25 protein-coding genes are annotated in these 26,840 nt (G+C 59.3%); 11 read left to right on the top strand and 14 right to left on the bottom strand.

The genetic code is table 11. The annotated features are described in order from the left end of the window. Window positions 1-51: 51 nt before the first annotated feature. Genes nuoH through HRF49_08830 form a run of 6 tightly spaced genes read left to right on the top strand, consistent with a single transcriptional unit; the run spans window position 52 to window position 7,256 of the window. Entirely contained in the window at window positions 52-1,431 is a 1,380-nt protein-coding gene (gene nuoH / locus HRF49_08855) for an NADH-quinone oxidoreductase subunit NuoH (protein MEP0814757.1), read from the top strand. Then, window positions 1,424-2,458: a 4Fe-4S binding protein gene (locus tag HRF49_08850; protein ID MEP0814756.1), complete on the top strand. Its 1,035-nt coding sequence runs from the start codon at window positions 1,424-1,426 to the stop codon at window positions 2,456-2,458. The genes nuoH and HRF49_08850 overlap by 8 nt, the downstream gene beginning before the upstream one ends. Next, window positions 2,455-3,006, top strand: coding sequence for an NADH-quinone oxidoreductase subunit J (locus HRF49_08845; protein ID MEP0814755.1), 552 nt, complete (start codon window positions 2,455-2,457; stop codon window positions 3,004-3,006). The genes HRF49_08850 and HRF49_08845 overlap by 4 nt, the downstream gene beginning before the upstream one ends. Before the next feature lie 34 nt (window positions 3,007-3,040). Next, the gene (gene nuoK / locus HRF49_08840; GenBank protein MEP0814754.1) at window positions 3,041-3,433 is read left to right on the top strand and encodes an NADH-quinone oxidoreductase subunit NuoK; all 393 of its coding nucleotides are present in this window, start codon (window positions 3,041-3,043) and stop codon (window positions 3,431-3,433) included. 11 nt (window positions 3,434-3,444) lie between these two features. Continuing rightward, a complete protein-coding gene (nuoL, locus tag HRF49_08835) occupies window positions 3,445-5,691 on the top strand; it encodes an NADH-quinone oxidoreductase subunit L (GenBank protein MEP0814753.1) in 2,247 nt (748 codons plus the stop codon). Between the two features lie 5 nt (window positions 5,692-5,696). After that, entirely contained in the window at window positions 5,697-7,256 is a 1,560-nt protein-coding gene (locus HRF49_08830) for an NADH-quinone oxidoreductase subunit M (protein MEP0814752.1), read from the top strand. A gap of 1 nt (window position 7,257) precedes the next feature. Here the strand turns inward: HRF49_08830 and HRF49_08825 are convergent, their stop codons facing one another. The 14 genes from HRF49_08825 to HRF49_08760 form a co-directional block, all read right to left on the bottom strand. Then, a complete protein-coding gene (locus HRF49_08825) occupies window positions 7,258-8,244 on the bottom strand; it encodes a CAP domain-containing protein (GenBank protein MEP0814751.1) in 987 nt (328 codons plus the stop codon). 23 nt (window positions 8,245-8,267) lie between these two features. Next, the gene (fliQ, locus tag HRF49_08820) at window positions 8,268-8,534 is read right to left on the bottom strand and encodes a flagellar biosynthesis protein FliQ (protein ID MEP0814750.1); all 267 of its coding nucleotides are present in this window, start codon (window positions 8,532-8,534) and stop codon (window positions 8,268-8,270) included. 65 nt (window positions 8,535-8,599) lie between these two features. Further along, complete coding sequence (fliP, locus tag HRF49_08815; protein ID MEP0814749.1) at window positions 8,600-9,412, bottom strand: flagellar type III secretion system pore protein FliP; 813 nt, start codon at window positions 9,410-9,412, stop codon at window positions 8,600-8,602. Continuing rightward, window positions 9,399-10,052 carry a flagellar biosynthetic protein FliO gene (locus HRF49_08810; GenBank protein MEP0814748.1) on the bottom strand — a complete coding sequence of 218 codons (654 nt, stop codon included), beginning with the start codon at window positions 10,050-10,052 and terminating at the stop codon, window positions 9,399-9,401. The genes fliP and HRF49_08810 overlap by 14 nt, the downstream gene beginning before the upstream one ends. 90 nt (window positions 10,053-10,142) lie before the next feature. Continuing rightward, window positions 10,143-11,150 carry a flagellar motor switch protein FliN gene (gene fliN / locus HRF49_08805; protein ID MEP0814747.1) on the bottom strand — a complete coding sequence of 336 codons (1,008 nt, stop codon included), beginning with the start codon at window positions 11,148-11,150 and terminating at the stop codon, window positions 10,143-10,145. After that, on the bottom strand, window positions 11,137-12,147 hold the full coding sequence (gene fliM, locus HRF49_08800; GenBank protein MEP0814746.1) for a flagellar motor switch protein FliM: 1,011 nt from the start codon (window positions 12,145-12,147) through the stop codon (window positions 11,137-11,139). The genes fliN and fliM overlap by 14 nt, the downstream gene beginning before the upstream one ends. Further along, window positions 12,144-12,386, bottom strand: a complete 243-nt coding sequence (locus tag HRF49_08795) for a flagellar FlbD family protein (GenBank protein MEP0814745.1) — start codon at window positions 12,384-12,386, stop codon at window positions 12,144-12,146. The genes fliM and HRF49_08795 overlap by 4 nt, the downstream gene beginning before the upstream one ends. Window positions 12,387-12,469: 83 nt before the next feature. Then, window positions 12,470-14,749, bottom strand: coding sequence for a flagellar hook-basal body complex protein (locus HRF49_08790; GenBank protein ID MEP0814744.1), 2,280 nt, complete (start codon window positions 14,747-14,749; stop codon window positions 12,470-12,472). 117 nt (window positions 14,750-14,866) lie between these two features. Beyond that, window positions 14,867-15,268 (bottom strand): flagellar biosynthesis protein, encoded by a 402-nt coding sequence (locus HRF49_08785; GenBank protein ID MEP0814743.1) that lies wholly within the window; start codon window positions 15,266-15,268, stop codon window positions 14,867-14,869. A gap of 14 nt (window positions 15,269-15,282) precedes the next feature. After that, on the bottom strand, window positions 15,283-15,804 hold the full coding sequence (locus HRF49_08780; GenBank protein MEP0814742.1) for a hypothetical protein: 522 nt from the start codon (window positions 15,802-15,804) through the stop codon (window positions 15,283-15,285). Between the two features lie 13 nt (window positions 15,805-15,817). After that, the gene (locus tag HRF49_08775; protein ID MEP0814741.1) at window positions 15,818-17,536 is read right to left on the bottom strand and encodes a flagellar hook-length control protein FliK; all 1,719 of its coding nucleotides are present in this window, start codon (window positions 17,534-17,536) and stop codon (window positions 15,818-15,820) included. Window positions 17,537-17,860: 324 nt separating this feature from the next. Next, the gene (locus HRF49_08770) at window positions 17,861-18,418 is read right to left on the bottom strand and encodes a hypothetical protein (GenBank protein ID MEP0814740.1); all 558 of its coding nucleotides are present in this window, start codon (window positions 18,416-18,418) and stop codon (window positions 17,861-17,863) included. A 19-nt stretch (window positions 18,419-18,437) separates the two neighbouring features. Then, complete coding sequence (locus HRF49_08765) at window positions 18,438-20,393, bottom strand: motility associated factor glycosyltransferase family protein (protein MEP0814739.1); 1,956 nt, start codon at window positions 20,391-20,393, stop codon at window positions 18,438-18,440. 15 nt (window positions 20,394-20,408) lie between these two features. Beyond that, on the bottom strand, window positions 20,409-21,059 hold the full coding sequence (locus tag HRF49_08760) for a hypothetical protein (GenBank protein ID MEP0814738.1): 651 nt from the start codon (window positions 21,057-21,059) through the stop codon (window positions 20,409-20,411). A 266-nt stretch (window positions 21,060-21,325) separates the two neighbouring features. On the opposite strand from HRF49_08760, the gene dnaK reads away from it, so the two are divergent. The 5 genes from dnaK to HRF49_08735 all read left to right on the top strand — a co-directional run bounded on the left by dnaK (window position 21,326) and on the right by HRF49_08735 (window position 26,444). Beyond that, a complete protein-coding gene (dnaK, locus tag HRF49_08755) occupies window positions 21,326-23,146 on the top strand; it encodes a molecular chaperone DnaK (protein MEP0814737.1) in 1,821 nt (606 codons plus the stop codon). 110 nt (window positions 23,147-23,256) lie between these two features. Further along, the gene (locus HRF49_08750) at window positions 23,257-23,691 is read left to right on the top strand and encodes an Hsp20/alpha crystallin family protein (GenBank protein ID MEP0814736.1); all 435 of its coding nucleotides are present in this window, start codon (window positions 23,257-23,259) and stop codon (window positions 23,689-23,691) included. Window positions 23,692-23,771: 80 nt separating this feature from the next. Then, complete coding sequence (locus HRF49_08745; protein ID MEP0814735.1) at window positions 23,772-24,800, top strand: nucleotide exchange factor GrpE; 1,029 nt, start codon at window positions 23,772-23,774, stop codon at window positions 24,798-24,800. A 40-nt stretch (window positions 24,801-24,840) separates the two neighbouring features. After that, window positions 24,841-25,983: a molecular chaperone DnaJ gene (gene dnaJ, locus HRF49_08740; GenBank protein ID MEP0814734.1), complete on the top strand. Its 1,143-nt coding sequence runs from the start codon at window positions 24,841-24,843 to the stop codon at window positions 25,981-25,983. Window positions 25,984-26,096: 113 nt separating this feature from the next. After that, entirely contained in the window at window positions 26,097-26,444 is a 348-nt protein-coding gene (locus tag HRF49_08735; GenBank protein ID MEP0814733.1) for a MerR family transcriptional regulator, read from the top strand. The last annotated feature ends 396 nt before the right edge of the window (window positions 26,445-26,840 follow it).

Genomic DNA, 26,840 nt, shown 5'->3' with positions numbered 1-26,840 from the left:
ATCCTGGACGCGTTTTACGCGTGGCTGGTGTCGGTGTTCACCGGCTGGGGGATGCCGCCGGACGCCGCGGCGGCGTGGGCGGGCGGCGTCAACCAGTTCGTCGCGTTTCTCGTCGTCGTCCTGTTCATCGTGGTTACGGTTCTTTTCGTCGTCCTTTTCGAGCGGCGCATCATCGGATTTTTCCAGCTCAGGCTCGGCCCGAACCGCGTCGGCCCGCAGGGACTGCTTCAAACGATAGCCGACGCGCTGAAGCTTCTTCAGAAAGAAGACATAATGCCGCTTTCGGCGGATCCGGTCGTTTACAACGTCGCGCCGTTCGCGGTGTTCGTACCCGCGCTCATGGCGTTCGTCGTGATTCCGTACGGCGCGGCGATCGCCGGCGGCAAGTATCACGTTTTCATCGTAAAAGACCTCAACGTCGGCGTGCTTTATTTGCTCGCGGTATCTTCGGTCGCGCTCATCGGATTCATAATGGCGGGCTGGGGCTCGAACAACAAATACGCGCTGATAAGCGCGGTGCGAAACGCAGCCCAGATAATCAGCTACGAAGTGCCGATGGTCGTCGCGCTTATCGGAGTCGTGATGACGGCCGGCTCGACTTCGCTCGTGGACATCGTGCACAGCCAGACATTGATTTGGAATTTGATTCCGCAGTTTGCCGGATTTCTGATTTACCTGATATGCGGAGTGGCCGAAACGAACCGCAGCCCGTTCGACCTGCCGGAGGCCGAAAGCGAGCTCGTCGCGGGATTCCACATCGAGTACAGCGGAATGAAGTTCGCGCTGTTCTTTCTTGCGGAATACACGAACGTTTTCGTCGTGAGCGCGATAGTGACGACGTGCTTCCTGGGCGGATGGAAAGGGCCGATGTTCCTCGGCTACGGCGGGCTGTGGTTCACCAGCCTGTTTTGGTTTTTCCTCAAAACCTACCTGATGGTGTTCGTCTTCATCTGGCTGCGCGCGACGCTTCCCAGATTCCGCGTCGACCAGCTGATGGGATTCGCGTGGAAGTTTCTCGTTCCGGTTTCAATCCTTCATATGACGATCGTCGGACTCGGAATGGTTTACCAGCATCCGTGGTACCTTGGGAGCTCGGTGATTTCCAGCCATTCCATTTCGGCGGAGCATTCCATCGGAACAAGCGTAAGGACGGTCGGCGAGACCGCTGTGGAAGAACCCGGATTCCGGCCGTTCCAAGTGAAGGAGCTTGAAGGCCCCGGCGTCCTCAAATGGGCGTGGTACCTGGAGGCTTACGACGCGTTGCCGTATTCCGGCAAGCTGTTCTTCGTTATTTATTCGATTTTCGTGCTTCTCTTCGCGTGGGGAATAATTTACACGCTTATAAAGGTGAAGAGGGGGATAAAGCGGTCCATTGCGCTCGAGGCGCAGTGGCGCGCCTCCTCCGGAGGTGAGCATCCAGCGCATGTCTGACATCGAACGCGAAATGCGGCCGGAAAAGCACAAGGTTGGCATAGTCGAGGAAGTGCTCGACAGGCTCGATCCGTCCGAGCGCCACGAGAACGTGCTGCCGACAACGCGCGGCCTCGTTGTCGCGATCGCTGTCATATTCGGGTTCTTCTGGTGTCTGTACGCGTCGATGGCGGTTTTCTACGGACAGGCGCTGGACGTCGACGAGATAACGTTCGGGCTGTTCGCCTTGTTTCTGCCTCCTCTGTTGATTTTCACCGCCGCCTTACTTGCGCTTTACTGGTTTCTGGCGGGCGTTTTCACGTCGTGGACCGAATGGGGGCGCGCCAATCCCAGGGCGGCGCGCTGGTTCTGGTTTCTCGGGCTGTCCGCGGTCAGTTACGTTTTGATCGATCCGTTCAATATCATCCTGGAGAGGATGAGCAACTTTTCGATTGTGGGAAAAACGGACTGGCTGGGAATGGAGGAGATCAACCTCGGCGTGATCGCGCTGTACCTCGCGATTTTCCTCCTTGTGCTCGCGCTGGGATACGAGTCTTTTTCATGGGTGCTGACCAGGTTCGCGCGCAACGTCGCTTTGTGGCACGAGATGCTCGTCTCGATTCTGCTGGGAATGAAAGTGACGCTCGTCCACTTCGGGCGCAGGCCGATAACCGAGCAATACCCGGAAGAAAAACCCGACCTCTCGCCCATTTTCCGCGGCCGGCACATGCTTGCGTTCGACGAGAAGGGCGAGCACCTTTGCATCGCGTGCAAGGCCTGCGAGAAGATCTGCCCCGACCGTCTGATCGCGATCGAAAGCGTCCGCAATCCCGAAACCAAAAAGCTTGTGCTTACCGGTTTCATCCTGGACAACTCGCGGTGCAGCTTCTGCGGGCTGTGCGAAGACGTTTGCCCGACGGGCGCGATAAGGCATTCAACCGAATACGCATATTCAAGCTTCACGCGCAACGACCTCGTCCTTGACATACTCGGCGAATATTACGAAAACACCAAACGGCTGAAGGAAGCCGCGGGGGAGGCCAAGTGACGGTAAGCAACCTGGTCACGGTTTACTTTGCGCTTTTCACCGTGTTCGCGGTGCTGGGCGCGCTCGGCGTGGTCCTTCTTCGCAACATCTTCCACAGCGCGCTTTCCATGATCGTGTGCCTGTTCGCGATTGCGGGATACTTCGTTCTGCTGAACGCCGAATTCCTCGCGATGGTCCAGGTGGTCATCTACGTCGGCGCGATCATGGTGCTCATCATCTTCGCGATCCTTTTGTCGCAAAAGATAATGCGGCGCAACATCGTGCAGACGAACGCGTACCTGATACCGGGCGCCATCGCGTCCGCGATCCTGTTCGGAGTGACCGCGTTCGTTTCGGGAATGACCTCGTTCGTGGAAATCGGAATGATTCCGTTCATCCCCGCTTGGTTCGCGCAGGTTCCGGAGAAGCTCGACAACACGACGGTTGTCGGCTGGTCGCTTATGTCCACCTATTCTTTGCCGTTCGAAATCGCGTCCGTGCTTCTTTTGATGGCGCTTATAGGAAGCATAGTCCTTGCAAAACCGGAAGGGAGCAAACATGAGCCCTGATCAGCTTTTCGTACTGCGCAACTGGGATGCGGCGATGACGTCGGAGAACGCGCTGCAGAACGCGTGGTACGTTTTTTCCACGGTTTCGATCCACCATTACCTTTTGGTCGCGGCGGCGATATTCGCTATCGGATTCTTCGGCGTAATCGTCAGGCGCAACGCGATCAGCGTACTGATGAGCCTTGAGCTGATGCTCAACGCGGTCAACATCAACTTCGTCGCTTTCAACAACATCTGGGGGCTCAAGCAAACCCGCGCGGCGTTCACCAGCATCGAGGATGTATGGAGTCCCGTCGGGCAGATTTTCGCTATTTTCGTAATCATCATCGCGGCCGCGGAGGCCGCTATCGGGCTGGCGATCATCGTGGCGTTTTACAGGATAAGGCAATCGGTCATGGTCGAAGACGCAGACCTGATGAGGTGGTAAGGGAGCGGTAGATGGATTTCTTCCTGGAAAAGGCGATTTTCATTCCGCTGTTCCCGTTCGCGGGGTTCGTCCTCATCACGTTTTTTTCGAAGGTGCTGAAGGACCGCTGGAGCGGGAATCTATCCGCGCTCGTCACCGCGATTTCCGCGTTCTTCGGAATAATGGCGTTCGTCGCGATGATGGGCAAGCCGGCCGGCTATATCTACGAAGAAAGCATCGAGCTTTTCAACCTGCCCAGCGTGTCCGGCATTTCCGATTCTTCGTTCGCGCGCGCGATCAAAAGCGCGGTGCTGTCGCCGGAACACGCCGCTGATTCGCACGGCGGCGCAGGCGGGGAACATGCGCTCGACCTGCATCCCGACTTCCACCAGCAGGTAACCGCCATCCGCTACAACATCCGGCTCGACCGGATCGCGGCGATGGTGCTTTTCATGGCGTCGCTCACGTGCTTCCTTATACATCTGTATTCCGTCGGATACATGCGCGGCGACAAGCGCTTCCCGCGTTTTCACGCGTTCATCTGTCTTTTCACGGCGTCCATGATGGGGCTGGTCATGGCGGGCGGGCTCTTGTTCCTTTACGTGTTCTGGGAGTTGATGGGGCTGTGCAGCTACCTGCTGATCGGCTTCTGGTACGAAAAGGAAACCGCGATGGCCGCCTGCAAAAAAGCGTTCATCACGACGCGCATCGGCGACGTCGGATTCTTCCTCGGCATCGTCCTTACGTTCGTCCTCGTGGGAAGCTTCGACTTCGACCGCATCTGGGCGGCTTTCCCGATTGGCGCCGCGGCGGAAGGCTCTGTCAAAACCTGGGTCACGCTCGCCGGACTGGGATTGTTCATGGGCACGGTCGGCAAGAGCGCGCAGTTCCCGCTGCATGTTTGGCTTCCGGACGCCATGGAAGGCCCGACGCCCGTCTCCGCGATGATCCACGCGGCCACGATGGTGTCCGCCGGCGTTTATCTCCTCGGCCGCGTTTACCCGATTGTGCAAGCGTCAAACACGACGCTTTTGATAGTCGCGTTCATCGGCGGATTCACCGCGCTCATCGCGGCGCTCCTCGGCACCGTGATGAACGACATCAAAAAAGTCCTTGCGTATTCGACGATTTCGCAGCTCGGATACATGGTTCTCGGCCTCGGCGCGCTGGGATGGGTGGGCGCGATGTTCCACCTCATCACGCACGCGTTCTTCAAGGCTTGCCTCTTCCTCGGCTCGGGCAGCGTGATTATCGGCTGCCACCACCAGCAGGACATGCGCTACATGGGCAATGTCCGCAAATACATGCCCATCACGTTTGTCACGTTCGCCTTGGCGACGGTCGCGCTTATGGGGCTTCCTCCGTTTTCCGGATTCTGGAGCAAGGACGAGATACTCGCCAGCGTGTGGGACGCGGCGGCGTCCGGCCGCTCACCGCTTTACTGGCTGCTGTTCGTATTCGGCGCGGCCGCGGCGTTCCTGACCGCGTTCTATATGACGCGTCTGGTCGCGATGACGTTCCTCGGCGACAAATACCGCGGGGACGAAGCGCCGAAGGACGAGCACGCGCACGACGAGCACCACGCGCCGCACGGCGCGCTGCCCAAGGAAAGCCCTCTCAACATGACCATCCCGCTGATGGTGCTGGGCACGCTGGGCGCGTTTTTCGGATTCGCGGGGATTCCCAAGCTCAATCCGTGGTACCAGGGATTCGTGCAGGACGGGCTTTTCGCGCATCCGCATCTGCCTGAATACAACCTTCCGGTGCTCGGAATCTCGACATTGATGGCGTTCGCGGGATTCGGCATCGGCTGGGCGGTCTTCGTCCGCAGGTCGAAGGCGTTCGCGCCGCTTTCGGCGAGATTCGGCTGGCTTAAAACTTTGCTTCTAAACAAGTATTACCTCGACGATTTTTATGTCGGGATGCTTTCGCCGCTCGTGGTGCGGAGGGTCGGCGCGCCGGGCTGGTCGCTCGCCAAGTCGTTTTTCATCTTCGACCAGTACGTCATAGATTTCGCGGTCAACGGCGCCGCGACTCTGACGAGGTGGTTCTCGATACTGTCCGGCTGGTTCGACAGAGTTGTGGTTGACGGGCTAGTCAACGCGGTTGCGTACATGTGGCTTGCGGTCAACTGGATAATCAGGCGGGTCCAAAGCGGATTCGTCGCGACCTACCTGTTCGTTATTCTTGCCGGAATCGTTGTTCTTTTGGTGATCACCATGATCGGCTACGGATTCGACATCCGTGTGTGGCCCGATATGACGCCTATAGGGAGTTAGCGCAAATGGAAACAGGCGGCTTCTTTGACGCTTTGTATTTGTTTTTCATAAATCCGCTGAACCAGACGGTGTTCCTGCCGCTGTTCGGCGCGATCGCGCTGCTTTTCTTCCCCAAGGAAAAGCCGCGCGTGATCAAGGGATTCTCGCTTGTCGTTTCCATACTCACGTTTCTCCTTTCGCTCCAGGTGCTGCGCAACTTCAGCCCCGACCTGATGAACTGGCAGTTCGACGTGGAGTGGATACCGCTCATGCGCGTCCACTATTACATCGGGATCGACGGGCTTTCGATGCCGCTGTTTCTGCTCACCTCGTTCATCTGCCTGCTGGCGATGATCGGCAGCTTCTCGATCACGTTCCGCGAGAAGGAATATTTTGTCCTTTACTTCATTCTCGTTTTCGCGATGCTTGGCGTATTCGTCGCCCTCGATTACTTCCTTTTTTACATTTTCTGGGAAATCATGCTCGTCCCGATGTACTTCCTCATCGCGATATGGGGCGGGCCGCGAAAGGAATACGCCGCGATCAAGTTCTTTCTGTACACGCTTTTCGGCAGCGTGTTCATGCTCATCTGCATAATCGGGATGTTCATATGGGCGGGCGCGGGCAGTTGGAAAATTGACGAAATCGCCAACTCGGTGGGACTGCTCTACCTGACCGAGCTGCCCAGAACTTTGCTTTTCATCGGGCTGCTCCTGGGATTCGCGATCAAGGTTCCGATGTTCCCGTTCCACACGTGGCTTCCGGACGCGCATGTCGAAGCTCCGACCGCGATAAGCGTCATCCTCGCGGGCGTCCTTCTGAAAATGGGAACGTACGGATTCCTGCGGATCGCGTATCCTACTTTCCCGGACATCGCCAAGAACCTCGGCCCGGTGATAGCGTTCATCAGCATCATCGCGATCATCTACGGCGCTCTCGTCGCGATGGCGCAGGCGGACTTGAAAAAGCTGATCGCGTACAGCTCGGTTTCTCACATGGGATACATGACGCTAGGAATCGCGACGCTGGGCGCGGACGGAATAAACGGCGCGATCCTCCAGATGTGCGCGCACGGCCTGTCCACCGGCGCGCTGTTCCTTCTTGTCGGCGTGATATACGACCGGGCGCACACGCGGCTCATCGCGGACTTCGGAGGCTTGTACAACCAGATGCCGCAATACACGGGCATGATGAGCCTCGCGGCGTTCACGTCGCTAGGACTCCCCGGACTGGTCGGATTCTGGGGGGAATTCCTGATTCTCAAGGGCACGTTCATGGCGCCCGAAGTGTGGGAAAACCTGATCGTATTCGGCGGCGTGAACGGAATAGTCTTCTTCAGGTGGATGGCCGTAATCGCGGCGATCGGAATGATACTGACCGCGGGATACCTGCTGTGGATGATCGAGCGCGTGTTCCTGGGCAAAGCCAACGCCAGGTGGGACAAGATTTCGGACATGTCCGTACGCGAATGGTGGAGCCTCGCCCCGGCGGGCGTGCTGATGGTTGCGCTTGGAGTTTATCCCGCGCCTCTCATGAACTTGTTCAGCCAGTTTTCCGCGGTGATAAGCGCTCGGCTTGCCGCCTAACCTAGACCGCTTCGCACGTCTGCTGCATCACCAATATTACCTGGCCGTCCTCGCGCTTCGCGAACAGGTAAATGTAATACAGCTTGGGCTTGCCGGAGCCGTCGTCCAGCGTAACCTGGCCGCTTACCGAGCCGTTTTCGCCTTCCACGAACGTGAAGTAGGTTTTCAGCCCGTTAAGCTTCCGCCTCCCCTCCGAAAGCTGGTCAAGATAACCCGCGAACGGCTCCGGAGTGTCGTACGGCGCGAGATGCTGATTCAAGTAATCCGCCGTGCGCTGCACCGGAAGCGGCTCCGAACCGACCGCGGCGTAAAAAAACTTCAGTCCCTTGTGCAGCCGCCCCACGATGTTCACCGTGTCGCCGCGCCTTATCCTGCCGGGCAAAGGTGCAAAATCCGACAGATCCACGACGAAAAGCTGGACGGCCGTTATCACGGTGATTTCCCCGTATTTGGAAATCGCGATGCCGAAACCCAGGTGGGTCGCTTCCGGCGTCATTATCGCGGCGAAGTGGCCGGGGCTTTTGAGCCAGCGCGCCTCTATGTCCGCGACCACCTGCGGCGTGATGTACGCGTCGTATTCCGCTTCCCAATAGGACACGTTTTCGATGACCATGTCGGTGCCGTTCGCTTCGTTGTAGCGCTGCGGAGCTTTCATTCCGCGCAGGTTGTAATGGCCGAGGTACCGGTTCTCCGCCATCTCTTCCGCGTGCCGCTGGGCGACCTGCGCGGCCAGCGGATCCGGCTCAAGGGAAGGAAGACCCTGGTACTTTGCCCTGTCCGAGTTTACAAGGCTTAGCATCAGCGAGCGCGCTTCGTCGAGCGAAATGCGGTTTTCGGCCGTGCCGTATTTTGTGCGAAGCTCTTCCTCGGTAGCCTCGTACTGTTTCCAGTCCTCGGATTGGGCGGGCGAGGCGAATGTGCCTCCCGCGACCAGCGCCGCGGCCAGCGCGAGCGCAAACAAGAAGCGGTTGAGTGTGTGGATTCTCACGGTATGTGACTTGTATCCTTGTTTTATCTGATGTATCTCCACGCGTTGCCGAACAGATCGGCTGCGAAGGCGTAAATCGTCGAGCCCATCCACGGCCCGAAAAAGATCAGCGAAATCGCGACCGCGATTATCTTGGGGATGAAAGTCAGCGTCGCCTCCTGGATGCTCGTGACGGCTTGGAAGATGCTGACCAGGAATCCGACCACCAGCGCAACGATAAGAATCGGCAGCGCGAGCTCGAGGGCGATCATAATCGCCCGCTGCCCTATTCCAAGATAAACGTCGCCCATGAAACCACCCGTACGCGTTCTAACGGCAAGCGGCGGCGGCGGGAATCATTATACCAGAAGCGGCGTCAAGTCACGTTGAAGCTGCGGGCGAGGCTGGCGAAAATGAGGTTCCAACCGTCCGCCATCACGAAAAGCAGCAGCTTGAACGGAAGCGAAATCAACACCGGCGGCAGCATCAACATCCCCATGCTCATGAGGATGCTGGACACCACCAGGTCTATGATGAGGAACGGGATGAAGATAATGAATCCGATTTGAAACGCGGTTTTAAGCTCGCTGGTCATGAACGCGGGGATAATGACGTATGTAGGCACCTGCTCGATGCTCTCCACGTTTTCAAGTTTCGCCATCTGCACGAACAGCGCGATGTCGCGCCTTCTGGTCTGGGCGAGCATGAACTTTCGCAACGGAGCTTCGGCCTCTTTCACCGCTTCGCCGAATTCGATCGTCCCTTTCAGGTATGGCTGCACCGCGCGCTGGTTTATCTGGTAGTTCACCGGCGCCATGATGAAAAGCGTAAGGAACAGCGCTATGCCTATCAGCACCTGGTTCGGCGGGGCGTGCTGGGTGCCGAGCGCGCTGCGCAGAAGCGAGAGCACGACGATTATCCGCGTGAACGGCGTAACCATAACGAGAAGCGACGGCGCCAGCGTAATAAGCGTGAAAAGAAGCAGAATCTGAAGCAATCCGACGACGTCCGCCGGACTTTCCGCGGTGCCTATGTCTATTCCGACGCGCGGGAGCCCCTGCGCGAACAGCGGCGTCGCTCGCGACGCGAGCCACAATCCCGCGAGAACCGACAAAGGCGCGCGGTGGCGCCGCAGCACCGCTGCCGCGACGCGTCCCAACGCCAAAGCTGCGCGCCTAATTTTCGTCATCGCCGTTTATGCGCTGCCGCAACTGCCGCAGCTTTTCCTGAAAGCTGGCCGCGCCGGGAGCGGGCGGGGCTTCGAGCAGCCGCCCCTCGTCCAGGTCGCTCGCCTGCGAGCGGCCAAGCTCGTCAAGCGTCATCTTGTCGAGAAGCGAAATCGCGCCCTGCGTCACTCCGACCACGAGCGCGAATTTGCCGGCCTTGATCAGGACCACCTGCTTTCCGGTTCCGACCGACACCGACTCGATCACCTTGAGCTGCCGCGCGGCCGAGAACGTGTCGATTTTGTAAATCTTCTTGATGAAGTGCGCGCCTAGGAAAAGCAATCCGAGAACGAAAAGCACTCCGGCGAACGCCCCCCACGGGTTGTAGCGGTCGATTCCGGATTCGGGCAAATCTTCGGGAACGAAATCATCGCGGAACATCGGCTCGCCGGTTTTACCCGCGTCCGACGCGGCGGACTTGCCGGCTTCGCTTGGGCCGCCTTTCTTCGCCTGTTCAGCCTGTCCTGCATCCTGCGCGAAAGAAATCCCGCAGGAAAAATGTTGGCAATTGTTGAAAACCGGAAAACTAAACAGCGTTATAGACGCGAGAATTGTCGTGGAAATAATAAGCTTAATCAGATTTCCGGCCACACTGCGGTTCATTTGGAATCGCGCCCAAAGACGCGGCAGATTTCACGGCGGCGAAATCAATTAGCATCTCAAACTCAACGGCCGCTTACTCGAAACGCAATGCTAGGTCGAGGTAAGCTGGTGCAGCCTTTCCTCGGGCGAAAGGATCGACGAAATTCTAACCCCGAAATTTTCGTCGATAACAACAACTTCGCCCTTGGCAAAATACTTGCCGTTGATGAGTAAGTCTACAGGCTCTCCGGCCAGTTTGTCAAGCGTGATCAAAGAGCCCTGCCCGTATTCGAGCACCTGCTTTATCGGCACTTTGCTGCGTCCAAGAACCACGGTTATGTTCAGCGGCACGTCCAAAAGCACTTCGATGTTGCGCGCCTCGTACGATATCTTTTTATCCGGAAGCTCTTCGAATTCGGCGGGACGGTAGGTCACTTTTTCCGTTTCCTGCGCGACGGGCCGCTCGGCGGCGCGCGGTTCCGGCATCGGCGCCGGAGGCGCCTGGTCTTGAAGTTTCAAAATCGAGCCTCCGAAAACGAAAGCAATCTCCCAGGTTCCGCTTTCCTCGACATCCATTTTTACCCTGGCCAAGTACGGCTCGGCCGGAAGCTTTGCCTTCAGCGCGATAGCCTGGTCCTGCAAAATGGCTTCGCCGAGCTGATGGGTCGCTTCTTTTCTTGCGCTTTGACCTACCCTTGCGGCGATTCCGCCGAACGCCTGGTTGAACACTTCCTTTGCTGCGGACAGCCTTACGTCGCCGAGCGGCTCGTCCATTCCTTCCGTCAGCCCGCGGCCGATCATCGGATTCGCCGCTTGCTTCATTATCCGCTGGTCTACGACCAGAAACACGGGGTGGGTTCCGTCGAGAACGATCGCCGATTCGATTAGCACGGACTCCGGGCCGAACATTGAATCCACCGCGGCCGGGCCGAGCTGCGAGACCGAAATACCCGCCAGGTTGCAGTCGGCGCCGACCATTGACGAGATAATCCTGGCGACGCTGTCCATTGCGGATTCGACGAACGCCCGCGCCTTGCTGTCGCCTTCGTCCCCTATGAAATCGGGCGGCACCGGAACGTCCAGGCCCCCCGCGGACAAAAAATCATTAGACGCGGACATCTTTGATCATCTCCTCCGGGTTCGTTATGTATCTGGTAATCATCACCGCCATTTTGCCGTCCACCGTGCCCGGCACACCGGCGAATTTCAGCTTTTCGCCCACGATCACTTTCAGTTCGTCGTCGGTTTTGGCTTCCAGCTTCACAAGGTCGCCTTCCCTCATGTTCAGCACATCGCCCATCGGAAGTTCCGCCTCTCCCAGTACGACGTCGATTTCGAGCTTGGTTTCGCGCAGCGTTTCCAAAACCAGCTTGCGGCTGTGCTCGGTCGCGCCGCGGCCGGTGCTGGAAATGAGGAACTGCTGCGAAAGTCGCGTGAGTATCGGCTCGAGCAAGGTGTACGGATAGCAGAGGTTGATGACGCCGGTGAAATCGCCGATCTTGCTTTCGAGCGTGAGCAGCAGCACCATGTCGTTCGGCGGCACGACCTGGACGAACATCGGATTGCTTTCCACGGTTTCCATTTCCGGGTAAAGCTCCATCATGCTCATCCACGCTTCCTTGAGGAACGAAAGGCCCTCCTCCACCAGCGTGCTTATAATCCGCTTTTCGATGTCCGAAAGCTCGCGGATGCGCTGATTCGCGCTGCCGTGGCCGCCCAGCAGCCGGTCTATTATCGGGAAAGCGATCGCGGGGCTGAATTCGAGGATCGCCCGGCCTTCGAGCGGCGGCATGCTGAACACGCAAATGACCGACGGATCCGGAATCGCAAGAAGAAATTCCTTGTATGTAAGCTGGTCAACCGATACAACGGTCATGTTGACCAGGTTGCGAAGCATTCCGGAAAGCGAACTCGCCCAAATTCGTCCGAACGTCTCATGCAGAAAGTGAATGGTGCGCAGCTGATCCTTGGAAAACTTGTCCGGACGCTTGAAGTCGTACAGACGCGCGCGCGCGTCTCCGCCCTGCGCGCCTCCAAACTCCTCGTGCGAAATGTCGCCCGAGTCGAGCGCGGACAATAAGGCGTCTATTTCATCCTGGGAAAGGATGTCGGTCAACCGCTGCCCTCCCGGAGCGCCGGGCCGCCGGCGCCCGCATCCGGCGCGCCCACTTCGAGAATGTGGATGCGCCGCCTGAATTCGACGACCCGCATGACCACTTCCTTGACAGTTTCCCTGACGATGACCTTCTTGCCGTTGGTCAGCTTAAGGATCGTGTCCGGGGCGGCTTCTATGCTCTCGATAAGGTCGCAGTTGAGCACGAACGCCTCCCCGTTGATCTTGGTCAATTCGATCATCGCATTGATTATAGCAAGCGAAATTGAAATGAAACTACGGGCCGCCCCGGAACATCCGACCGAGGCGGCCCGAAAAAACCGGATTACCGCTTGAGGTTTACGATTTCGTTCAGGATTTCGTCCTGGGCCGTGAAGACGCGGCTGTTCGCCTGAAGGCCGCGCTGGGCGACTATCAGGTTGGTGAACTCCAAAGCCAAGTCCACGTTGCTCTGCTCCAGAAATCCGCCGAATACGCTTCCCGCTCCGCCCGTGTTGGGGCGCAGCAGCACCACCGATCCGGAGTTTGACGACTCCTGAAAGGTCGTGTCCCCGACGCGCGAAAGGCCTTCCGGATTCGTGAAGGTCGCGATCGCGATCTGGGCTATCGGACGGCGCTGGCCGTTCGAATAAAATCCGCTGATGACGCCGCTCGCGTCCGTTTCGAAGCTGGTCAGCACGCCCATCGGATAGCCGTCCTGGCTGCGGGCGGCCGTAGTCGTTTCGCCGGTGAACTGCGTCACGCCGTTGATCGGATTGCCCAGCCCGTCGAAGATCAAATCAATCGTCGTCGGCTCCGCGCCGGCCGCGGTGAACTGCACCGGCGTGGTCGGATTTGGGCTGATTATCAGTCCCGTCGAGCCGAATTCGATCCTGCCCAGGTTGCCGGTCAGGACGATCTGCGGCTCCTTGGGGAAGAGCGCCTCCCAGTCCCAGATGTTCTCCCGGACGTGGGTGAATTTGAAATTCAGCTCGTGCGCGTTGCCGAGCGAGTCGTACACGATCCTGCTTGTCGTATGCACTGCGGCGGTGTTCGTGCGGATGAACGCGCGGCCCGCGGTCAGCTCGTCTATCGAAAGAACGACGCCCGGTATCAACGGGAAGGCCGCGGTGTTGCCCTGGATCTGCTGCTGGATGTTCGAAAGCTCGCTCGAAGTTCCCGCTATGGTGATGTCTTCCAGAAATCTCACAAGCGCCGGACTGCCGTCGTTCGGTATGAACGTGTCCTCGATACGGGCGTTGATCCCGTTGTTGACCAAAATCGGATCGCCCGGCACGCCGTCGCCGTCGGGAATGCTGGAGAATCCGAGCCTGTCGAAGAGTGTGGCGGAGCTTGGGTTTTCCAGGCTGAAGGTGTTCGCGACTCCCTTCAACTTATGCGTGAGCGTAATCGTGCCGTTCGCGTTTGCGGTGGCCGTTACGGATATCGCGGGCGTGGAGTTTATCAGCTCCGCGATTTTGGCCGCATTGCCCGCCGACGTGCCCGTGTCGCTGAATCCCAGAAGCGAAACCGTCACGCCGTCAATGTCGAACGTCTCGGTGGAGAGCGGCGCGTTCACGCCGATTCCCACGGACTGAGTGGTTGTCGCTGTCGCGGCCTTGCTTTCGGTCACGACGATCTGGTGATTTCCGACCAGGAACTCGCCGGGATCGGTGGGCGAGGTGTAGGTTTGGCTGCTCGCAGGAAATCCGATGTACGGCGCGGAGGTGCTTCCGTCCACCGTGAATTGCGCGCCCGGCTGGATCGCCTGAAGCACAAGCACGCCCTGATTGTTGACGTTGCGCACAGTCGCCTGGACGACCTGGTTCACCGCGCCGTCCGCGTTGATCTGGTCGGCGATTTCCTGCGCCAATTCAAGCGAGGTCATCGTGCCGCCCGTAGGAATCGAAAACGTCACGGTGTTCCCGTCTATGATGATGTCCGTCGAATCCACGAAGGTCGACGGATCGACGGCCGCTCCCGCGACCGCGACCGCGTAAGGCGCGGCCGCTCCGCTTGCGGTGGTGATGCCCGTCGAGCCGAAGCTCACGGATTGAAGATCGACGCTGCCGAACCTGTCCGCTGAAGCATCCAGGTTGCTGGCGAAGTCCACCTCGCTTGTCGCGCGCGCTTCTAGCTTCTGGCCGAATTTGATCACGATGTCGCCGATGCCGCTGTTCGGATCGATCATGAGTCCGTCCGCGGTCAGCTCGTTGAATCCCTGGACGCGGTAGCCGTTGTTGCCCACGAGCGCGCCGCTGGCGTCCACGCCGAAGTCGCCCGCGCGCGTGAAAAGGATGTTGTTGCCGCGCGCCAGCGTGAAGAATCCCTGGCCGTTTATAGCGAAGTCGGTGGAGCGGTTGGTGTTTTCGAGTGAACTCTGGCCGATTATGCTGTGGATCGCGGCGATCGCCGCGCCGAGTCCGATCTGGACGGGGTTGGTTCCGCCCAGGGTGCCCTGCGGCGAAGACGCGCCGCGGAGCGTTTGGGCAAGCAGCTCGCTGAAGATGATCGAGCTCGCCTTGTAGCCGGTCGTGTTGATGTTGGCTATGTTCGAGGCGATCAAGTCCATCTTGACCTGCTGGTTGCGCAGGCCGCTTGCCGACGTAAAGAATGCACTTGGCATCCGACAATACCTCCATGTATTAAAGATGCAGAATCAATCGGGGCCGGGCGCATCGGTCGTTCCGCGCCCCGGGCCTCATACATGGAATGTATGTCCGGCCCGCAAGCCCCGTTTGCGCTAGCCTACGGCGGCGCTGTCAATGTTCGTGACAACGCGCTCGTCCATTCCGCCGTCCTCCATCGCGGTGACCACGGTGCGGCTGGGCACGTTGACTATCAGGTACAGCCCGTCGAGCATGACCAAGCTGTCCCTTCCGCCTTTCGCGTGAAGCCTGTCAACCGCGCGGCCCAGCCTGTCCAACCTGGAACTGTCAAGCTCGATTCCGCGGGAAGACAGCCTGCGCGCAGCATGCGCCGAAAGCGAAACCGGAGACGACTTCGCCATCTCGCGCGCCAGCAAATCGCCGAACGTCGCCCCCTCCGGCGTCCGGCCCGATTGCGCGGTTTTCGATGCGCCGCCCGCGCCCGCCGGCTTGGCGGGACCGATCGGCGGATAAAGATGCTCTATTCTTTCGACCATTGCATGAGCCTCCGCTACGCGGATTTCTCCTCGGAATCGGACTCCCCTCCGGCATCGCCGGAATCGCCCGAATCGGACGATTCGGCCGGGGCCGACTCGCGGACGTTGACCACCTGGTTCAACAAAAGCAGCTTGTCGCCTATGTGAAGCGTGACGATTCCGTCGAGCACTTCCACCCAGTCCACCATGCCTTCGATGTTCGCGCCGGACGCGTCGAATCCCTGCACCCAGCGCCCCATCAGGCTAGTGGCCTGCACCAGGTTCTGGCTGTCCACGAATCCCTGGAGCGCCAGGTTCATATCTATAAGCTGCTGGACCGTGTTGAGCTCCGCGAGCTGGCTCATCATCTGCGTCGGATCGAGCGGATTCAGAGGATCCTGCTGCTTCATCTGCTCGATCATAAGCTTCAAAAACATGTCCTTTTCCGAGGCCGAATCGCCGGGTTTGGCGATTACCGGCTCGGAAGAGGACGGGAAATACACCGTTCCGTCGGGCCTTGTGACCTGGCTCGACGGCGCGGCGGAAATCATCGCCATTCAAACACCTCCTTTAAATGTAAAGCGCGCCGGCGGCCTCGCGGCCGCGGACTTCCGCGCGTTCACGCGCGGGAGCGCGCGCGGCATGCGCGCGCGCGGTTTCGACGGAGTCCGGCGCATCCCGGCCCGGATGTCCGCCTCCCTGCGCGCTTACGTTCACGTCCAGCTTGCCCGCGTCGAAGCCATGCGACTGAAGCGCCTGCCGCAGTTCGGGAAGCTGATTTTCAAGCATTTCGCGGACGAAGAGCGAGCTGACGCCTATGGTCAGCGACAGCGCGTTGCCGGAAAGCTCAAGCCGCGCCCGTACTTGGCCGAGGTGCGGCGGGTCGAGTTCGAGCAACACGTTTCGCGTGTTTGCGGAAAGCCGCCGCATGTCGTCCGCCTGCTGCGCGAGCGCGCGGTAAACCTCGTGCGCGTTTACGCGAAGCGAAGGTTCGGCATGCCGCGGAACGTCCGCGGCGGGCAGCGCGCGATCCGCGGACATCGCTCCCGAAAGTTCGAAAGCGAACGGTGCTTCGCCGCGCGCGCTCTCCCCAAACGGGATCGCGCGGACTGCGGTTTCGCGCCCGAACGCCCTGCGAAGCTCCATTCCGGCGGATTCGAGCACCGCATCAACGTCCCGCGGCGCGAGCTCCGGCATGACCGCAGCTTCCGAATCCGCCGAAATCAGCGCCGCCGCGCCGGTTTTGCCGGATGCAGGCGAAGCCGAAGCAGAAGCAGAAGCAGAAGCCGAAGCCGCCGGCATAGCCGTGAAGTTTGCGGGTGAGATTGGCGCAGGATTTCGCGGAGCCTCGACCGCGATCGTTCGAGAACTTGGCGGCACGCGATCGGATTTCAATCCGGCAAGCGTTTCCGCAGAAGCGGCCTGTGCCGCAAGCGCGGTTATGTCAAGCGGAAGCGGCTGATTTTGAACTGTCCGAATTGCCGCTGAAGGCTGGGGAAGTTGAGCGGTTGCCCCGTTTCCGGCGGCAGCCGTTAAGGCGGGATTCCGCGCGGCGGGCGATGAGAACTGCTGCTGCGCCGCGTCGGCGAGTATTTCCGCCTGAAGCTGCGCCGCTGATTGCGGCAATCCGCCGCTTACCGTTACCGTTGCGAGTATCGGCCGAACGCCGCCGTCCGCCGGACGGATGGAAGCTAGATAGATTTCCGCGCCCGGCGCGGAATTCGGCTGCGCCGAAAGCGTCAGAAGATATTTCGCTCCGCCGCTTTCGAACACAAACGTTGCAGGCGTCGCTGCGGCGTCCGGTTGGACTGCCGCCGGAAGCGCGTTGACGATTGCCAGATGCGCGGGGTGTTGAGCGGATTGGTGCGGCATTTGCGCGGATACAACCGGCGCGCCGGACGGCGCAATCAAAGCTTCCAATGCCGCGGATTCGGCATTCGCGCCCGGCGCGGCTTTCGCCGCGTCTTTTGCGGTTTCAGATTCGGGTGATTCCTCCTCGGCGCCGCCGATTATCGCGGCTAGCACCTCGGTCCAGTCCCACCCAACTCCACCGGAAGCGTCAAGAGCACCTTCGGCGCCTTGCCCGCCTCCCGCGTTATCCACCAGCACCGCGACGGAATCAGACTCTCGGGGCGGCCCGGCCGCGCCTTCCGCGGGTTGCCATCCGAAAAGCGCGAGCATTTCGCCGAAGCTTGCCCCGCCATCCGGATGCGCTCCTCCAGGAAGCGCTGCGCGAGCTGCATCCGGCTTTGCCGCGGCGAGTAAAACAGCCTGGATCGAGTTTTGCATTTGTTCACCTCCTTTTTCGTGAATTCGTCCCGGGCGAACCGGCAGTACATCGCAATCGATGCGCAGAACGATTCGTTGCGCGGCGGATGTGCGGCGGACGCGCGATTGATGCGCGTCGCCGCGCGCTGCGGGACAGCCCTGTCCCCGCCTTCCCGGAGGGGACTTCCGACCCAAGGCAATTCAAAAAGCGACACTGCGGGCCGCATCCGTGCGACCTCCCTGCCTTGCGGGCGCGTTAATCCAAAGCTATGGAAATTATCGGCCGGGCGGAATTCCACTTAAGCGGGACGAATCGCTAGAGGGCGCGACTAAGAGGAAGATCGGTTATTGACCTGTCGCGGGCGCGGCGGCTTCGGCGGGGGGAGTTTCCTCCGCCGCGGGCTGCCCGCTTTGCGCGGGCGCGAGGCGCGTCACGATTTCGGCGGCGGCCTGAGCTTCCATCACGGATAGCATCCGGGAAAGCTTCCAGTCCGAAAGAGTTTCGATTACAAATTCCTTTTCGGGATCCGAAAGCGCGGAGTATATCCCCGCCAGCTTTTCGGACTGAAGCGTTTCAAGCGCGCTGTCCAGCTTTGCCGCTTGAGCATCCGACGCGGACGGAAGAGCCGCGGGGGTTTCCTCGATTCCGCGCGCGCGGTTTATACGCGCGATCAGCGCCGCTTCGTGCAATGCAAGTTCGTCCATAGTCGTCCTGTTGAAATAATTCGGCGGCTCCGATTCGGGCGGAGCATGCACGACTCCCGCGGCGCCGAGAAACCTGATCACGATAAGCGCGACGAGCATGACCGCGGTGAAAATCAGCGCGCCGAACAGCTGCGGAGTCGTCGGAAAGACCTCTATCACATCGTCCTTCTTTTCAGTATCGTCGGCGGCCTTTGCCATAACCATTCTCCGGACTCATTCAATTCGCGCCCGCGGCCGCGGCCGCCAGCTCCGCGCCGTGTGCGTCGCGCGACTCGTAAAGCGCATTCATATCCTCGCGCGCGCTCTCGAACAGCGGCAGAAGCTGCGCGCTGGTCGCGAGGCATGTCGAGAAAAGCGCGTTGAACGCCTCGTTCATTTTGAGCATCGCGTCCTTGTCCACGCCGCGTTCGTCCAGCACCATGTCGCGCAGCCGCGTGAAGTAAAGGTACAGCCCGCTCTGGTTCACCATCTCTATGAACGGCTTCGCCTCGGCCAGCGAGTCTATTTCCTTGCGCAGCCTGACCATCCGGTTGTAAATGTCGCGGACAAGCGCCTTGTCGTGATCCTCCGTTTCAAGCAGCGCGGAAAGCTTGTTCGACAGCGCATAGCCCTTGCGCCCGGCGCGGATCATCCTGCGCAGTTCGCCTATCAGCCTGTCCATCTCGCGCAACAGGTATCCGAGCCTGAAGCCGTTTCCTTTGGCGTACGCGGCATCCAGCCTTGCACGCACGCCGTGATGCGACGTGCAGTATTTTTCAATCGCCCCGGCGAACGTCGTTATCTCGATTCCGTTTCCGTGCAAAATACCGCCCTCGGTGGCGTTGACGATCCGCCGCCCGTGGGGCTCAAGGAACCGGTTCAGCAAGAAGTCGCAATACGCGAACATCTGGCGGTTGGTGAAAACTTCCTCGCCGTTAATGTCCTTGCAGGCGATCAACCGCGTATTGCGCGCCCGTTCCGCCTCCACCGTCATCGTTTTCTTGTCGTCGTCCTCGAAGTAAGTGCCGGGAACGTACGTTCTGCCGCCCGTAAAGGAGAGATCCTGGCCGATGAAAATTATGGGGTCGCATCCGAGCTGAAGGACGATGTCGTACGCGATCGTCGCGACGCTTCCCCATACCGTGACGTTCCCCACGTCGATCCTTTGCGAGAACCAGTTGAAAAACCGCGTGCCGAACGAGCAGGAAAACCGCCTGCCTTTCCATTCGGCGACGGTTTTCACCGGCGCCTGCGGATCGTAAATCAGGTAGGTTTCGGGAAGCTTGACTCCGGCAAGGTGGCGGTAGTTCGCCTCCTGCGGGTCGCCGGTCGTCACGATGTCGGGCGTTATCCCCATTTTGAGAAGCGGTTTGACCGCCGTGTCCACCGCGCATATCACCGCGCGGTCTTTCAGCCCTTCCAGCAAATGCGCGTTTTTCGCTAGGCTGGGCCCCGCGCTCACCACCACGCCGGGAACTCCCGCGAATTCGCCCACGAGATTCTTGAACACCGCATCGCGCATCATGTATTTCAGATTGATAAGCGAGTTGACGGAGTATGAGCCGCCCATCGCCATCATCGTCTGCAGGTTGCCCGCAAGCTGGAGCATCAGCGCGCGAAGCTTGGCGCGGTGTCCTTCCATAACCTCCCAGTAAGGGGTATCGCGGTAATAGTCGCAGTCCACGACGTAAATCCCCTTGAAATTCATAATCTGGAAGTATTTAAGGCAAGCCTGGTTGAAAAGGGCCGGATCGCAGCCCGCCGCGAGCGACACCTTCGGATAAGTGAGAATCGCGGACAGATCGCGCGATTTCATCGCGAGCCGAAAAACATCCAAAGAAGGCTCGACGATCACCAAAACCGTTCCGCGCGATAGGTGCGGAATCAGCGCGTCCACGTGCCAGCCCATCCCCATGCCCAGCACCGCGACGTAGTTTCTCTCCCCTATTGACTCCGCGTGCTTCGCCGCGGTCCGTTCCGCCTCGCGGACGGGATCGTACCTGGAAGAAAGCGCGATCCTGCGCTCGCCGTGCGACAGCTCGATCACGGGCAGACCGGTTTTGGACGAAACGACCGAGGCCGCCCATCCCGACGAATTCGATTGAGAGTCCGCCTCCGCTTTCTCGGCGCACAAGTCGGCCAGATTTGGGCTGACTTTTCTAAGAAGCTCCAGATTGGATGAAAAGTGGTTCATCGTGAAATATAAAGGTCAAGCGGCGGCCCTGGATTCGGCCATCCTGCGCTGAATCAGTCCGACTTCGGTTTCCCAGACTTCCAGAATCGGCGCGATTTCGTATTCCAGGATGTCGGCGACCGCCGCGTGGTCGCGGTATTGCTGCGCCTGGGATAGCGCGGCCAGCTGCTCTTTCATGGCTTCCAGCAATTCGAACGAGCGTATCGCGCCCATCCCGGCGAAGTCCCTTGTCAGGAAGTCGTCGCCGGGGCGCACGAAAATACGATCTATCGCCGTAAGCAGGTCCAGGTACCAGCCTAGAAACGGGATTAAATCGGCAACCAAGCCGTAACCCCGATCCATGTTTCCGGTACGAAGCTCGCCGCCGGCTTCCAAAGCATCCTCCCGGATGCTTGGCACCAGCTCGCAAGCGGTTGCCAGCCCTTCGAGCGAAATATCCACCGCGTTGCGCGTGTAAGTTTCGACCAGCTCGAAGCCGGACAAAGGCTCCTTAGCCAATTTTCCTTCCTCGGTCTCGTCGATTTCCCGTCCGTCAACTACCAGCCGGTAGATGACCTCGCCCGGCGGCACCACGTTGGCGGTCAGGTAAACGACAAGGTCGCCGAACGTTTCGACCCCGCTTGCGGAAAGGTCGATTTCGCAGTAATTGCAGTAAGCCTTAACCATATTCCGTGCCCTTTTGAACCATTGGCATTATCGGCAGAGCGGGCGCTGCCTTGATATCAAAAGGAAATCGAACGGAGAAGCTTGTAACCCCAAAACCGGCCGAAAAACGGTAATATCCCAGTCTATTTCCTTGGATGACGGCGCAAATCTTACAATGAAAGTGATAGATTATCTACGAAAAGAATTTATAGAATTTTTCCCTAACCACTTGACAAGCTCGAAATCAGGCGTTATAATGGGGGCGATTCAACACGGAGGTATGCGGTATGGGTAAAGTAATCGGCATCGACCTGGGCACCACCTTTTCGGCGGTGGCGGTGATGATCGGAAACGAGCCGGAGATAATCGTCAACTCCGAAGGCTCGCGTACGACACCGTCCGTTGTTGCTTTCAGCAAGAACGGGGAACGCTTGGTGGGTGCTGTCGCCAAGCGCCAAGCCATCATCAATCCGAAAAACACGGTGCTGTCCATAAAGCGCCATATGGGCGAGGATTACAAGGTCGAGCTGCTCGGCAAAGAGTATTCGCCGCAGGAAATAAGCGCTTTCATTCTGCAAAAGCTCAAGGCGGATGCAGAAGCATATCTGGGCGAGCCGGTGACGCAAGCGGTCATCACCTGCCCCGCGTATTTCACCGACGCGCAGCGGCAGGCGACAAAGGACGCGGGCAGGATCGCCGGCCTCGAAGTGCTTCGCATCATCAACGAGCCCACGGCCGCCGCGCTTGCATACGGTCTCGACAAAGCGGAAGGCGACCAGACGATTCTCGTATTCGACTTCGGGGGCGGCACCTTCGACGTGTCCATCCTCGAGCTCGGTCAGGGCGTATTCGAGGTGAAGTCCACTTCCGGCAACAACTTCCTGGGAGGAGACGACCTGGATCAATGCATCATGAACTGGATCGTCCAGGAATTCCAAAAGCTGGAAGGCATAGATCTTTCCAAAGACCTAAACGCCATGCAGCGTCTCAAGGAAGCCGCGGAAAAGGCGAAGATCGAGCTTTCCACCACCACTTCCGCCAACATCAACCTTCCGTTCATTACGGCGACGCAGGAAGGCCCGAAACACCTCGATCTCACTCTCACGCGCGCGAAGTTCGAAGAGATTGCATCGGACATTTTCGACAAGCTCGTCGGACCGACCAAACAGGCGCTTGCCGACGCGGGGCTGGGAATCGGCGAAATTGACCAGATGATACTCGTGGGCGGCTCGACCCGCATCCCGCGCGTCCAGGAAATCGTCCGCACCCTGACGGGCAAAGAGCCCAACAAGAGCGTCAATCCGGACGAATGCGTGGCGCTCGGCGCGGCGATCCAAGGCGGCGTGCTTTCTGGCGAGGTGAAGGACATCCTGCTCCTCGACGTGACGCCGCTTTCGCTGGGAATCGAAACGCTGGGCGGAGTGTTCACCAAAATCATAGACCGCAACACCACGATTCCCACGAGAAAAAGCGAAATATTCACGACCGCGTCCGACAATCAAACCGTCGTCGAAGTGCATGTGCTCCAAGGCGAGCGTGAAATGGCCGCGTACAACAAAACGCTGGGCAGGTTCCAGCTGGTCGGGATTCCCCCCGCGCCGCGGGGCATACCGCAGATCGAGGTCACCTTCGATATCGACGCCAACGGAATCGTCCATGTGTCCGCCATGGACCTGGCCACCAAGAAGCAGCAGAAGATAGCAATTTCGGCATCCACCAACCTTTCGCAGGAAGAAATTCAGCGGATGGTCAGGGAATCCGAAAAGTATCAAGAAGAAGACAGGCGCAAGCGCGAGGAGGCCGAAGTCCGCAACCGGGCGGAAAGCCTGATTTATCAGACCGAAAAGAGCTTGCGCGATTTCGGCTCGCAGGTTCCGGAAGAGCAGCGCAAGGAAGTCGAACTTGCTCTCGAGGAACTGCGCGACGCCCGCGACAGCTCCGACCTGGAGCGAATGAAAAAGGCCACGGACGACTTGATCGCTTGCAGTCAGAAGATGGCCGAGATCATGTACGCCCAGGCCAGGAGCGAAAGGCCGGCCGGCGGCGGTTCGGCCGGTCCGGCCGACGGAGACGGAAAGACCGTCGACGCGGATTACAAGGAGGTCTAACGTTCCAAGCGGCCGGTTTCGCGATGGCCTAGGGATCGCGGGAGCGGCTTGCACAAGAACGATGGATCGAGATGAACAACACAATTTCAAATCAAAGGAGGAGTAAAGCGATGAGAAGCTTGGTTCGTTTTTCTCCGTCCAGGGAATTGCGCAGTTTGCGCGACGACATCGACCGCCTGTTCGACCTTACCTTGAGGGGTTTCGGCGAGAACACCTTCGGGGCATGGGCTCCGGCCGTGGACGTCCATGAGGACGAAAGCGGTTTGACTTTTTCCGCCGAAATCGCCGGAATGAAGAAGGAAGACATAAAGGTCGACGTCGAAAACAACGTGCTCACTCTGAGCGGAGAGCGTAAATTCGAAAGCGAGGAGCAGGGAAAGAACTTCCACCTCGTGGAGAGAGGTTACGGTTCGTTCCGCAGGAGCTTTTCGCTGCCGGCCACGGTGGATCCGCAGAGCGCCGATGCGACGTATAAAGACGGACTTCTCACCGTGAGGTTCGCCAAGCGTCCCGAGGTTCGCGGGCGCACCGTGGAAATCAAGTAAAGTTTTCGCGGGCGGGGAGCGCATCCCCGCCCGCAATTCCGGCGCTCGCGAGCCGGTCATTCTTGGAAAGGAGGTGCAGGTTGGTCGAAATCAAGATACGCGACGAGTCCGATTCCGAGGACGAGCGCGCCTCCGCGAAAATTTCAGACGACCTGATGGACCTCTACTTCAAGGACGAAGAAGCGGAACAGGCGGAGGAAGCTTCCGGCTCGGAAGCGCAGGGCGATACAGGCTCCGCCTGGGACGAAGCCATTAAGCTGGCGGACGAAGCCGCAACCAGCGCCGTCCTGCCGGCCGACGAGGAACTTCCCATCCTGAATTTGGATGACGCGGTGCAATCCGCTTGGCCGCCGGGCTCGAAAAAAGGCTGGCCGCCGCCGCGCGAGCCGGATCCCTTCAAGGAATCGGCGGCCGTTCACGAAATCGCCACCGAGGGCGACGAAGAGATTCCGTACGAAGAAAGCTCCGACGCGGGAGTCATCCACGGCGGATCTTTGGATCGAGACGAATTCGCGAAGCTGCAGCTGGAATTGACTAAATTGCACGAGGAATTGCGCGACGCGAAAGCCGAAGCCAAGCAGAATCTCGAAATGGCGCAGCGCAAACACGCGGAGCTGATCAATTTCAAGAACCGCACCAAAACCGACGTTGAGGTTCAAAAAAAGCGGGCGATCGAAGACCTTTTGCGCGACCTGATGCCGGTTATGGACAGCCTGGAAAAGGCGGTTTTTTCGGTTGCGCCCGAGGATCGCGATTCCCCCATAGTTGACGGAGTGAAGAGAACGCTGGGGCTTTTTCTCAACATACTTTCCAAATACAACGTCGAGGTCGTCAGCCAGTGCCTCGTGCCGTTCAACCCGGAGCTGCACACGCCTCTGGTCATGGTGGACACGAACGACTTCGAGGACGGCACCGTGCTTGAAGTTTACCAGTCCGGATACATACTCGGAGGCAAGTTGATAAGGCCGGCCATGGTCAAAATCAGCCGGTGCATCGAGGGAGAAGCCGAGGGAGCCGAAGCCGGAGCCGCATCGCAGGAAATGCAGGAAATCGCGTCCGCAGAATCCCGCGAGTCCGAAGCGGCCGGCCAAAATTCGGAGGAGGCGTAGCGACTGCGTACGGCGTTGAACTGCCGGCCGCGTTTCTCCGATGGATATCAAAACCGACTATTACGAATTGCTGGGCGTCGGCAAGGGCGCCGATCAACAGGAAATAAAGCGGGCTTACCGCAAGCTCGCGCGCAAGTACCATCCGGACATCAATCCGGGCGATCCCACGGCCGAGGCGAAGTTCAAGGAAATAAGCGCGGCCTACGAAGTTCTGTCCGACCCGGAGAAGCGCGCGATGTACGACCGGTTCGGCCACGCCGCGTTCCAGCGAGGGGGGGGAGGAGCCGGGCCGTCATACCAGGGCGGAGGATTCGGTGCGGACTTCGGCGGCTTCGGCAGCATCGAAGACCTTTTCGAGCAGTTTTTCGGCGGGATGGGCGGCGTGAGATCCCGGACGGCCGGGCGGCCCGACGCACCGCAGCGCGGGCAGGACGTCCACCAGAACCTGACGCTGGAATTCGCGGACGCTTACGCCGGCAAGACCATCAATTACGAATATCTGCGCAAGGAGGCGTGCCCACAATGCAAGGGCAGCGGCGCCGAGCCGGGAAGCGGTTCCCGCACCTGCCCGGAATGCGGCGGCGCGGGCGCGAAGGTTTTCCAGCAGGGCTTTTTCTCGATGCGCCAGACCTGCACGCGCTGCGGCGGCACAGGCCAGGTGATCGGCACGCCTTGCACCAAGTGCCAGGGCAGGCGGTACGTGCAGAAGCTGGAACGGGTCGAGGTCAAGGTTCCCCCTGGAGTGGACACCGGCAGCCGCATCAGGCTTTCCGGAAAGGGGGAGGGCGGCATAAACGGCGGACCGCCCGGCGACCTTTACCTGAACGTCGAGGTTCGCCCTCATCCGTTTTTCGAGCGGCGCGGCGACAATATCTACTGCGAGATGCCGATCACGTACGCGGAGGCGGTGCTTGGCGCGCAGATCGACATCCCGACCGTGGATGGACGGGTAAACCTGCGTATTCCGGCCGGAACCGACAGCGGCAAGGTGTTCAGGCTGCGCGGCAAGGGCTTTCCGCACATCCAGCAGTACGGAAGGGGCGACATGTTCGTCACGCTTAACATAGTGGTGCCGCAAAACATAGACAGGGAGAGCAGGGAGCTTATCCGCGAGTTCGAGAAGCGCAACCCGTCCAATCCGCGGCTGCGCTATCTTGAGCAGGAGCGGCAGAAGGCGAAATGAACGCGCGCCGGGCGCGGGATTGGTGATTTCGATTGGCGAAGCGCAAGACTGACGAGTTCGAGGATCTGCCCGAGGAAGAGCGCGGCATCTACTCCATCGGGACGGTGGCGCGGATGTTCGACATCCACCAGCAGAGCCTCAGGCTTTACGAAAAACAGGGGATACTCGTTCCCCGGCGGACGGCCGGCAAAACGCGGATGTATTCGAAGCGCGACGTGGAGAAACTGGAAATAATTTTGAATTTGACGCAGGAGATGGGAGTCAATTTGGCCGGCGTCGAGATAATCCTCCGGATGCGCAGCCAGATCACGCGGCTTCAGGATCAGATGCGGGAGCTGATACAGAGGATGCGCGAGCACCTGGATCACGAGTACGAAGAGAAGCTGCGCGAACTGGAAAGCACGACCGCGATCGTCCCGATTACGACGGAACGCGGAATCGCCAAGCGGGGCAGGGAATAGCGCTTAAAACCCTGAATACGGCCCGATGGCACCGCCGCGCCGAAAAGCCGGTAATTGCGCACCTGTATTCCGATATAATTGGGAGATTTCGCAAAAAACTCACCGCCGCGCGTGATTTTTTTAGCGCGCATAATTTTCCCTCGCGCGTGATTTTTCCTTGCGCGTGATTTTTCCCGCGGTTCGGGGTATAATGCACGCGTACGGCATCGGACGGCCGCGGACTATCCGCCGGAGGCGGAAGCGATGACGCGAAGAATAAGGGGCTTTTGGACAGGATCCGCAGAGCGGAGGGAACCCCGCGCCCCTGTTTCGATAGCAAAACTCAATACTCTTGGAGGCAGCGCAGATGGTTAAGCGGCTGACAAATCTGGTCATGGGGGGGGGCTGGGATTGCCA

This window comes from bacterium, assembly GCA_039961635.1.
Taxonomy (GTDB): Bacteria; 4484-113; 4484-113; order JAGGVC01; family JAGGVC01; genus JABRWB01.
Note: the sequence above shows the minus strand (reverse complement) of the source record. Positions and strands in the feature narration are given on the sequence as shown.

Coding starts and splice junctions, on each gene's coding strand:
- nuoH (MEP0814757.1), top strand. CDS start 52: ATGCCGCCGGACGCCGCGGCGGCGTGGGCGGGCGGCGTCAACCAGTTC.
- HRF49_08850 (MEP0814756.1), top strand. CDS start 1,424: ATGTCTGACATCGAACGCGAAATGCGGCCGGAAAAGCACAAGGTTGGC.
- nuoK (MEP0814754.1), top strand. CDS start 3,041: ATGACGTCGGAGAACGCGCTGCAGAACGCGTGGTACGTTTTTTCCACG.
- nuoL (MEP0814753.1), top strand. CDS start 3,445: ATGGATTTCTTCCTGGAAAAGGCGATTTTCATTCCGCTGTTCCCGTTC.
- HRF49_08830 (MEP0814752.1), top strand. CDS start 5,697: ATGGAAACAGGCGGCTTCTTTGACGCTTTGTATTTGTTTTTCATAAAT.
- fliQ (MEP0814750.1), bottom strand. CDS start 8,534: ATGGGCGACGTTTATCTTGGAATAGGGCAGCGGGCGATTATGATCGCC.
- fliP (MEP0814749.1), bottom strand. CDS start 9,412: ATGACGAAAATTAGGCGCGCAGCTTTGGCGTTGGGACGCGTCGCGGCA.
- HRF49_08810 (MEP0814748.1), bottom strand. CDS start 10,052: ATGAACCGCAGTGTGGCCGGAAATCTGATTAAGCTTATTATTTCCACG.
- fliN (MEP0814747.1), bottom strand. CDS start 11,150: ATGTCCGCGTCTAATGATTTTTTGTCCGCGGGGGGCCTGGACGTTCCG.
- HRF49_08795 (MEP0814745.1), bottom strand. CDS start 12,386: ATGATCGAATTGACCAAGATCAACGGGGAGGCGTTCGTGCTCAACTGC.
- HRF49_08790 (MEP0814744.1), bottom strand. CDS start 14,749: ATGCCAAGTGCATTCTTTACGTCGGCAAGCGGCCTGCGCAACCAGCAG.
- HRF49_08785 (MEP0814743.1), bottom strand. CDS start 15,268: ATGGTCGAAAGAATAGAGCATCTTTATCCGCCGATCGGTCCCGCCAAG.
- HRF49_08780 (MEP0814742.1), bottom strand. CDS start 15,804: ATGGCGATGATTTCCGCCGCGCCGTCGAGCCAGGTCACAAGGCCCGAC.
- HRF49_08775 (MEP0814741.1), bottom strand. CDS start 17,536: ATGCAAAACTCGATCCAGGCTGTTTTACTCGCCGCGGCAAAGCCGGAT.
- HRF49_08770 (MEP0814740.1), bottom strand. CDS start 18,418: ATGGCAAAGGCCGCCGACGATACTGAAAAGAAGGACGATGTGATAGAG.
- HRF49_08765 (MEP0814739.1), bottom strand. CDS start 20,393: ATGAACCACTTTTCATCCAATCTGGAGCTTCTTAGAAAAGTCAGCCCA.
- HRF49_08760 (MEP0814738.1), bottom strand. CDS start 21,059: ATGGTTAAGGCTTACTGCAATTACTGCGAAATCGACCTTTCCGCAAGC.
- dnaK (MEP0814737.1), top strand. CDS start 21,326: ATGGGTAAAGTAATCGGCATCGACCTGGGCACCACCTTTTCGGCGGTG.
- HRF49_08750 (MEP0814736.1), top strand. CDS start 23,257: ATGAGAAGCTTGGTTCGTTTTTCTCCGTCCAGGGAATTGCGCAGTTTG.
- dnaJ (MEP0814734.1), top strand. CDS start 24,841: ATGGATATCAAAACCGACTATTACGAATTGCTGGGCGTCGGCAAGGGC.
- HRF49_08735 (MEP0814733.1), top strand. CDS start 26,097: ATGTTCGACATCCACCAGCAGAGCCTCAGGCTTTACGAAAAACAGGGG.